An 8,729-nucleotide genomic window follows, 5' to 3' on the forward strand; every position below is an offset into this window, starting at 1 on the left:
GCCGCGTCCCGATGAGCCGAGCGCCCATTCCCCTTTCGATCGAGTTCTTTCCGCCCAACACCCCGGTGGGGGCGGACAAGCTCAAGACGGTGGTGCAGGACCTGTCGGTGCTGCAGCCGGAGTTCTTCAGCGTCACCTACGGCGCCGGCGGCTCCACGCGCGAGAAGACGCTGACCACGGTGCGCGACATCGCCGCACTCGGTCACGACGCCGCGCCGCACCTGAGCTGCGTGGGCTCCACGCGCGAGAACATCGCCGACATCCTGGAGACCTACCGCGCCCAGGGCATCCGCCGCATCGTCGCGCTGCGCGGTGACCTGCCCAGCGGCACCTACGTCGCCGGCGAGTTCCGCTATGCCAGCGAGCTGGTCAGCTTCATCCGCGAGACGCAGGGCTCCGACTGGCACATCGAGGTGGCCGCCTACCCGGAATACCACCCCGAGCAGCGCTACGCGAAGAAGGATCTGCAGCACTTCGCCCACAAGATGAAGTGCGGCGCCGACAGCGCCATCACGCAGTTCTTCTTCAACCCGGACGCCTACTTCCACTTCGTCGAGGAAGCCCGCAAGCTGGGCGTGGAGGCGCCGATCGTGCCGGGCATCATGCCGATCCACAGCTTCTCGCGCATCGTGCAGTTCGCGGCGCGCGACGGCATCGAGATCCCGCGCTGGGTGCAGATGAAGATGGAAGGCTATCTGGACGACGCGGCCAGCGTGCGCGCCTTCGGCATCGAGGTCGTGGCCCGGCTGTGCGAGCGTCTGGTGGCCGGCGGCGCCCCCGCCATCCACTTCTACGCGCTGAACCAGTCCGGCCTGACGCTGGAGATCTGCCGCCAGCTGCGCTGGCTGGCCTGAGGCCCCGGGGGCGCCCACACGCCCCCCGCCCGGTCCCGCCCCCCGGGACCGACCCGGCGTCGCGGAGCACCGGCGGCGGGCTAGGATGGCGGACTTCACCCGTCCGCTGTCCGCCCCGCCGCCGATGTCCTCCGCCGCCGCCTCCGCGACCGCCCCGGTCGCCACCCCGAACGCCAACCTCTACGTCGCGCTGCGCGCGGCCTTCCCGCAACGGGGCTCGGCCACCGCGATCGAGCTGTGCGACGGCCCGCACGCGGGCGACCGCTACAGCTGGGACGACCTGGAGCGCGGCAGCGCCAAGCTGGCCAACCTGCTGGCGCGGCTGGAGCTGCCGCCGGCCAGCCGCATCGCGGTGCAGGTCGACAAGAGCGTCGAGGCGCTGATGCTCTACCTGGCCGTGCTGCGCGCCGGCCACGTCTACCTGCCGCTGAACAACGGCTACCAGGAAGCCGAGATCGCCTACTTCATCGGCAATGCCGAGCCGGCGGTGGCGGTCTGCACGCCCCAGGCCTTCCCCTGGTTCAGCCGCATCGCCTTCCAGGGCGGCACCCGCCACGTGTTCACCCTCGGCGAGCAGCGCGACGGCACGCTGCTGGACCGCGCCGCCCACTGCGACGACGTGCAGCAGCCGGTGCACCGCGCGCCCGACGACCTGGCCGCCATCCTCTACACCAGCGGCACCACCGGACGCAGCAAGGGCGCGATGCTCACCCACGGCAACCTGCTGAGCAATGCGCGGGTGCTCAAGGACTTCTGGGACTGGCGCGCGCCCGATCCGCTCAGCGGCGAGGGCGGCGACGTGCTGATCCACGCGCTGCCGATCTTCCACGTCCACGGCCTGTTCGTCGCCAGCCACGGCGCGCTGCTCAACGGCTCGCGCATGCTGTGGTTCTCGAAGTTCGACCCGCGCGCCGTGGTCGCCCGCCTGCCCGAGGCCACCGTCTTCATGGGCGTGCCCACGCTGTACGTGCGCCTGCTGGGCGAACCGGGGCTCACCGCGGCGGCGGCCGCGGGCATGCGGCTGTTCATCAGCGGCTCGGCGCCGCTGCTGGTCGAGACCTTCGATGCCTGGACCGCGCGCACCGGCCACGTCATCCTGGAGCGCTACGGCATGAGCGAGACGGTGATGCTGACCTCCAACCCCTGCCGCGCGGCCGACGGCGAGCGCCGCCGCGGCACCGTCGGTGCGGCCCTGCCCGGCGTCGGCCTGCGGGTGGTGCACGACGACGGCCGCGCCTGCGCCGACGGCGAGATCGGCCACATCCAGGTGCGCGGCCCGAACGTCTTCGCCGGCTACTGGCGCATGCCCGAGAAGACGGCCGAGGAGTTCGCCGTCGACGCCGACGGCACGCGCTGGTTCCGCACCGGCGACGTCGGCCAGCGCGCGGCCGACGGCGGGATCACCATCGTCGGCCGCAGCAAGGACCTGATCATCAGCGGCGGCTACAACGTCTACCCGGCCGAGATCGAGGGCTGGATCAACGAGATGCCCGGCGTGGCCGAGAGCGCGGTCGTCGGCGTGCCGCACCCGGACTTCGGCGAGGGCGTGATCGCCATCGTCGTGCCGCGGGCCGGGGCCGATCTGGAGGGCTCGGCCATCATCGCCGGGCTCAAGGGCCGCATCGCGGGCTTCAAGGTGCCCAAGCAGGTCTTCATCGAGCGCGAGCTGCCCCGCAACGCGATGGGCAAGGTGCAGAAGAACCTGCTGCGCGAGATCCACCGCGGGCTGTTCGGCTGAGGGCGCCGGCCGCCCGCCCGCCCGCCCGCCCGCCCCCGCCGCCGAAGCATGAGCGATCCGCAACCGGCGCCCGCCGCACCTCCCCCGCCCGCACCGCCCCCGCCCGCACGGCCGGCGCTGCGCGCCATCGCCTGCCCGCGCTGCGGCGGCGACTTCCGCTGCGGGGCCGCCGGCCCCGGCCCCTGCGCCTGCTCGGGCCTGACGCTGACGCCGGCACTGCAGGCCGCGCTGCGTGCCCGTTGGGACGACTGCCTGTGCCTGGCCTGCCTGCGCACGCTGGCCGACGGTGCGCCGCTGGAGCCGGCCACGGCCACGGCCACGGCGCCCGCCACGCCACCGCCTCGCGGCTGAGCCGCCGTCGGTCACGCCCACGCGCGTCCGGGTGGTGGCGCGCCGTCACATCCGCGGCGCACACTCGCACCCCGTGGTGAGCGGGCACCCACGGCAGGCACGGGGCTTGCCAGTCCCGGCCCACCGCCCTCCTGACGTCCGTCGACACCCGAACCGATGAGCCTGATCACCGTCCCCAGCACCCCCTACGCCGGCCAGCGGCCCGGCACCTCCGGCCTGCGCAAGAAGGTTCCGGTCTTCCAGCAGCCCGGCTACCTGGAGAACTTCGTCCAGGCCCTGTTCGACGGCCTCGACGGCGCGCAGGGCACGACGCTGGTGCTCGGCGGCGACGGCCGCTTCCACAACCGCGTGGCGGTGCAGACGATCCTGAAGATGGCCGCGGCCCACGGCTTCGGCCGCGTGCTGGTGGGCGCCGGCGGCATCCTGTCGACGCCGGCGGCCAGCGCCGTCATCCGCCAGCACGGCGCCTACGGCGGCCTCATCCTGTCGGCCAGCCACAACCCGGGCGGCCCGGACGGCGACTTCGGCATCAAGTTCAACACCGCCAACGGCGGCCCGGCGCCCGAGAAGATCACCGAGGGCATCTACGCGCGCAGCCAGACCATCACCGCCTACCGCACGAGTGACGCGGCCGACGTCGACATCGACACCCTCGGCACGCGCGAGCTCGACGGCCTGACCGTGACCGTCATCGACCCGGTGGCCGACTACGCCGCGCTGATGCGCGAGACCTTCGACTTCCCGGCCATCCGCGCGCTGTTCACCGGCGGCTTCCGCCTGCGCATGGACGCGATGTGCGCGGTCGGCGGCCCCTACGCCCGGGCCATCCTGGAAGGCGAGCTGGGCGCGCCGGCGGGCACCGTCGTCAACGCCGTGCCGCTGGAGGACTTCGGCGGCCTGCATCCGGACCCGAACCCGGTCAACGCCGAGGACCTGATCGCCCACATGAACGGCGCCGACGCGCCCGACATGGGGGCGGCCACCGACGGCGACGCCGACCGCAACATGATCGTCGGCCGCGGCGCCGACGGCCGCGCCTTCGCCGTCGCGCCGTCCGACAGCCTGGCCCTGCTGGCCGCCCACGCCACCCGCGTGCCGGCCTACCGCCGCGGCCTGGCCGGCATCGCGCGCTCGATGCCCACGTCCTGCGCGGCCGACCGCGTGGCGCAGGCCCTCGGCATCCCCTGCCACGAGACGCCGACCGGCTGGAAGTTCTTCGGCAACCTGCTGGACGCCGGCCAGGCCACGCTGTGCGGCGAGGAGAGCTACGGCACCGGCTCCGACCACGTGCGCGAGAAGGACGGCCTGTGGGCCGTGCTGTTCTGGCTCAACGTGGTGGCGGCCACCGGCCAGGGTGTCGAGGCCCTGGTGCGCGCGCACTGGGCGCGCTACGGCCGCAACATCTACTCGCGCCACGACTACGAGGCCATCGCCACCGACGGCGCCCAGGCGCTGATCGCCCGGCTGCGCGGGCAGCTGGCCGCCCTGCCCGGCCAGACGCTGGGCGGACGCACCGTGGCCGCGGCCGACGACTTCGCCTACACCGATCCGGTCGACGGCTCGGTCAGCCGCCAGCAGGGCATCCGCGTGCTGTTCAGCGACGGCGCGCGCATCGTCTACCGGCTGTCGGGCACCGGCACCGAGGGCGCGACGCTGCGCGTCTACCTGGAGGCGGTCGAGAACGATCCGACGCGCCAGGGCGTCGAGACCCAGGCCGCGCTGGCCGCGCTGATCGAGGTCGCGCGCCGCCTGGCCGACATCGCCGGCCTCACGGGACGGACCGAGCCCTCGGTGGTGACCTGAGGTCGCCGCGGCGCGGGGCCTGCCCCGCGCTGGCCAGGGCGCGCAGATAAGGCCAGGGGTACACGCCCTGGCCATGGCCGTCGTTGAACACCATCAGCACACCCTGGCGGCCGACCAGCTGCAGCGCCAGCAGGCGCACGCCGGGCTCGACCGCCGGGCCCCAGCCCAGGCGCCGCATCTGGTCACAGGCGGCGCAGGTGCAGGCCGCGCGCAGCGTGGCATGCGAGATCTGCATCTGATCGCCGGCCTGCCAGCGGATGGTCAGGCGTGCTCGGTCCAGGTGGTTGGTCACGGATTGCGGACTCATGGGAACCCTCGGCAACGACGTCGACGACCGTCAAAGCACGCACAGTGCCAGGGTATGGGCCCCGGACGCCGGCTCCTCGGGCCGACCGGCATGGTGCATCGCGCGCGGCGTCGGTGCTCCAGCCTGCCCTTGATACGGGCATCGGCCGCCGCGGGCGCGCAGCACAGGCCCGTGGTGGCCGCGGATGCGGAACCCTGCACGCCCGGCGATGATCGATGCCCGACCGCCCACACCTGCAGGAGCCGAGATGCCCTCGTCCACCGATCCGCGTCACCGCCTGACCGCCGCCGACTTCGACCCTGAGGTCCTCAAGCTGTTCGACCTCTACGTGCACGGCCTGATCGACCGCCGCGGCTTCCTCGACCGGGCCGCGCGCCATGCCGCGCTGGCCGGCACCACGGCCGTCGGCCTGCTGGCCGCCCTCAGCCCCGACTTCGCGCACGCCCAGCAGGTGCGCCCTGACGACGCGCGGCTGCAGACCGCCTGGGCGAGCTTCGCGTCGCCGCAGGGCAACGGCACGGTGCGCGCCTACACCGTCCGGCCAGCGGCCGCCCGCGGCCCGCTGCCGGCCGTGCTGGTGGTGCACGAGAACCGCGGCCTGAACCCGCACATCGAGGACGTCGCCCGCCGCCTGGCGCTGGAGGGCTACCTGGCCATCGCGCCCGACGCGCTGCACACGCTCGGCGGCTATCCGGGCGACGAGGACAAGGCCCGCGCCGCCTTCGGTACGCTGGACCTGAAGAAGACGGCCGAGGACTTCGTCGCCGCCGCGCAGTGGGCGCTCACGGCGCCGGGCAGCAACGGCCGGCTGGGCGCCGTGGGCTTCTGCTACGGCGGCGGCATCGTCAACCTGGTGGCCACGCGGGTGCCCGAGCTGCGCGCCGGCGCGCCGTACTACGGCCTGGGCGCCCCGGCGGCCGACGTGCCGCGCATCCGCGCCGAGCTGCAGATCGTCTACGCCGAGAACGACGAACGCATCAACGCCGGCTGGCCGGCCTACCAGGCCGCGCTGCAGGCCGCCGGCACGCGCCACGAGGCCCAGGTCTACCCCGGCACCCAGCACGGCTTCCACAACGACACCACGCCGCGCTACGACGCGACCCAGGCAGCGATCGCCTGGGGCCGCACGCTGGCGCTGTTCCGCCGCACGCTGCAGGGCTGAGGCGCCACAGGCGCCCTCCGCCGCGACGCCCGCCGGCAGCCGCCTCGACGCGCGCGGTCGGGCGGCGCCACGGCCAGCCGCTCAGGAACTGGACGTGTGCAGCGGCGAGCGGGCAGAAGCGACGGCCTCGGCCACCCGTCGGACCCGCTCGGCCTCGCTGGTCGAGTCCACCTGCACCATCTGCGCGGCCTGGGCCGACAGATCGCCCCCGGCAGCGGCCCCGGCCGGCATCGCCGGCCCGGCCACCGGCACCGGCTGCGCGCCCGGCACCAGCGCGCGGGCCGTCGACAGCGGGCGGAAGCTGTGCGGATCCGCCACATGCCAGTAGCGGGCGTAGACGTGCAGCGGCCAGGGCGCGCGGCCGGCGATGGCCTCCAGCAGCGCGCCCGGCGCCACCGTCGGCAGCACCGTCTCCAGCGAGCGCACCTGCTGGTCGGGCTGGCGGCGCATGATGTGCTGCGGCTGGATCTGGCCTGGATGGCTCAGGCCCGCGGCCTGCACCAGCTCGCGCAGCGCCTCCAGCGTGTGCTGGTGGAAGCGGGCCACCCGCTCGGTCTTGTCGGGCACCACCAGCGCCTGCTGGCGCGCCGCGTCCTGCGTGGCGACGCCGACCGGGCAGGCCCCGGTGTGGCAGTGCTGGGCCTGGATGCAGCCGAGGGCGAACATGAAGCCGCGCGCCGAGTTGCACCAGTCGGCGCCGAGGGCCATCGCCCGCGCGATGTCGAAGGCGCTGACGATCTTGCCCGAGCAGCCGATGCGCACCTGGTCGCGCAGGTTCAGGCCCACCAGCGTGTTGTGCACCAGGCGCAGCCCCTCCTGCAGCGGCGCGCCGACATGGTCGGTGAACTCCAGCGGCGCCGCGCCGGTGCCGCCCTCGGCACCGTCGACGACGATGAAGTCGGGCGTCAGCCCGGTCGCCAGCATGGCCTGGGCGATGGCGAACCATTCCCAGGGATGGCCGACGCACAGCTTGAAGCCCACCGGCTTGCCGCCCGACAGCCGGCGCAGCTCGGCCAGGAAGCGCAGCAGGCCGACCGGTGAATCGAAGGCGCTGTGCGCGGCCGGCGAGACGCAGTCCACGCCCTGCGGCACGCCACGCGCCGCCGCGATCTCGGCCGTCACCTTCGGCCCGGGCAGCACGCCACCGTGGCCGGGCTTGGCCCCCTGGCTGAGCTTGACCTCGATCAGCCGCACCTGCGGATCGGCCGCCTGCGCGGCGAAGCGCTCGGGATCGAAGCGGCCGTCGGCATCGCGGCAGCCGAAGTAGCCCGAGCCGATCTCCCACACCAGATCGCCGCCGTGCGCCCGATGGTGCGCGCTGATCGAGCCCTCGCCGGTGTCGTGCATGAAGCCGCCGCGCCGCGCACCGCCGTTGAGCGCGCGGATGGCGTTGGCACTCAGCGCGCCGAAGCTCATCGCCGAGATGTTGAACAGGCTGGCCGCGTACGGCTGGTGCACGCCCGGCTTGCCCTGGCCGATGGTGACGCGGAAGTCGTGGCCATCGAGCCGCGTCGGCTGCATCGAGTGGTTGATCCACTCGTAGCCGGCCGCGCCCACGTCGAGCTGGGTGCCGAAGGGCCGCTTGTCGCTCTCGCCCTTGGCCCGCTGGTAGACCAGGCTGCGCTGCTGGCGCGAGAACGGCACCGCGTCGCGGTCACTGTCGATGAAGTACTGGCGGATCTCGGGCCGGATCCACTCCAGCACGAAGCGCAGGTGACCGAGCACCGGGTAGTTGCGCAGGATGGCGTGGCGGGTCTGGCGCAGGTCATGCAGGCCGACGTACAGGCCCAGCACCCCGGGCAGCGTCAGCCAGGGGCCGATCGCCGCCCCCTGCCACATCGCGGCCGCGCCGCCGATGGCGGCCAGCGCGCACAGCGCCAGCGTCAGCAGGCGCACGGGAAAGACGCGGTCGAGCGCGATCAGCCAGGCGGGCATGGCGGGGCTCCTTCGGCGGTCCGGTGCGGGACTTCCGATTGAGCACCTTCGAACTGCGTCGGGTAGCTCTGATTAACCCACCGAAAAGCGCACTATTGCACGCATCGAGACGTCACCAGAAGCCAACCGACCTCGACCAATCAGGTTACTTTTTAGGCGTTTGTGAACCCGCCGCCGGTGGCCGACCCTGCCCAGAATTCCCTGAACTCGAACCCGTGGTCCCCCCTGAATTTCCGGAACCAGACTGCACGCCGCCAGATGGCCTGCCTAGAACTCCGCCGAGCCCTCCCAAATTTCTGGTCTCGAAGTTACCGCCACCAATAACTTTACGTTCAACAGCCACGAAATATCCCCCAAAAAAATTAAATAAATGCCATGCCGAGAAATAAAAACAGAACCGAAAACAAACCAAGCAAAAACAGGTTCAGCTGAAAATTTGAAATCAACCTGAGATGCGCCTGGCGGTGTCAACCTTGAAGTGCAACACCTTGAGTTTGCCGTTGCCCCCGTTTGAGCAACTCCGCCTCGACGATTTCCATATAGACCTCGCGCGGGGTCCGGAAGTCGAGGATCTTGCGC

Annotated in this window: 7 protein-coding genes; 5 read left to right on the forward strand and 2 right to left on the reverse strand. The window is 72.5% G+C overall.

Translation table 11 applies throughout. From position 1 onward, the window contains the following. Window positions 1–11 precede the first annotated feature (11 nt). From metF to AACH11_RS23585, 4 genes are all read left to right on the forward strand, one after another. The gene (metF, locus tag AACH11_RS23570) at window positions 12–854 is read left to right on the forward strand and encodes a methylenetetrahydrofolate reductase [NAD(P)H] (protein WP_341376735.1); all 843 of its coding nucleotides are present in this window, start codon (window positions 12–14) and stop codon (window positions 852–854) included. A 124-nt stretch (window positions 855–978) separates the two neighbouring features. Continuing rightward, window positions 979–2,592 carry a malonate--CoA ligase gene (locus tag AACH11_RS23575; RefSeq protein ID WP_341376736.1) on the forward strand — a complete coding sequence of 538 codons (1,614 nt, stop codon included), beginning with the start codon at window positions 979–981 and terminating at the stop codon, window positions 2,590–2,592. 48 nt (window positions 2,593–2,640) lie between these two features. Next, complete coding sequence (locus AACH11_RS23580; protein ID WP_341376737.1) at window positions 2,641–2,943, forward strand: cysteine-rich CWC family protein; 303 nt, start codon at window positions 2,641–2,643, stop codon at window positions 2,941–2,943. A gap of 156 nt (window positions 2,944–3,099) precedes the next feature. Beyond that, entirely contained in the window at window positions 3,100–4,746 is a 1,647-nt protein-coding gene (locus AACH11_RS23585) for an alpha-D-glucose phosphate-specific phosphoglucomutase (RefSeq protein ID WP_341376738.1), read from the forward strand. On the opposite strand, the gene AACH11_RS23590 is transcribed toward AACH11_RS23585, so the two are convergent. Continuing rightward, window positions 4,712–5,053, reverse strand: a complete 342-nt coding sequence (locus tag AACH11_RS23590; RefSeq protein ID WP_341376739.1) for a DUF971 domain-containing protein — start codon at window positions 5,051–5,053, stop codon at window positions 4,712–4,714. The two genes, AACH11_RS23585 and AACH11_RS23590, sit on opposite strands and share 35 nt — an antisense overlap. Window positions 5,054–5,300: 247 nt before the next feature. On the opposite strand from AACH11_RS23590, the gene AACH11_RS23595 reads away from it, so the two are divergent. Continuing rightward, window positions 5,301–6,215 carry a dienelactone hydrolase family protein gene (locus AACH11_RS23595; protein ID WP_341376740.1) on the forward strand — a complete coding sequence of 305 codons (915 nt, stop codon included), beginning with the start codon at window positions 5,301–5,303 and terminating at the stop codon, window positions 6,213–6,215. 81 nt (window positions 6,216–6,296) lie between these two features. Here AACH11_RS23595 and AACH11_RS23600 read toward each other — a convergent pair whose 3' ends face one another. Then, complete coding sequence (locus AACH11_RS23600; RefSeq protein ID WP_341376741.1) at window positions 6,297–8,150, reverse strand: FMN-binding glutamate synthase family protein; 1,854 nt, start codon at window positions 8,148–8,150, stop codon at window positions 6,297–6,299. Window positions 8,151–8,729 lie beyond the last annotated feature (579 nt).

It is taken from the genome of Pseudaquabacterium rugosum, assembly GCF_038066575.1.
Lineage (GTDB): Bacteria > Pseudomonadota > Gammaproteobacteria > Burkholderiales > Burkholderiaceae_C > Pseudaquabacterium > Pseudaquabacterium rugosum.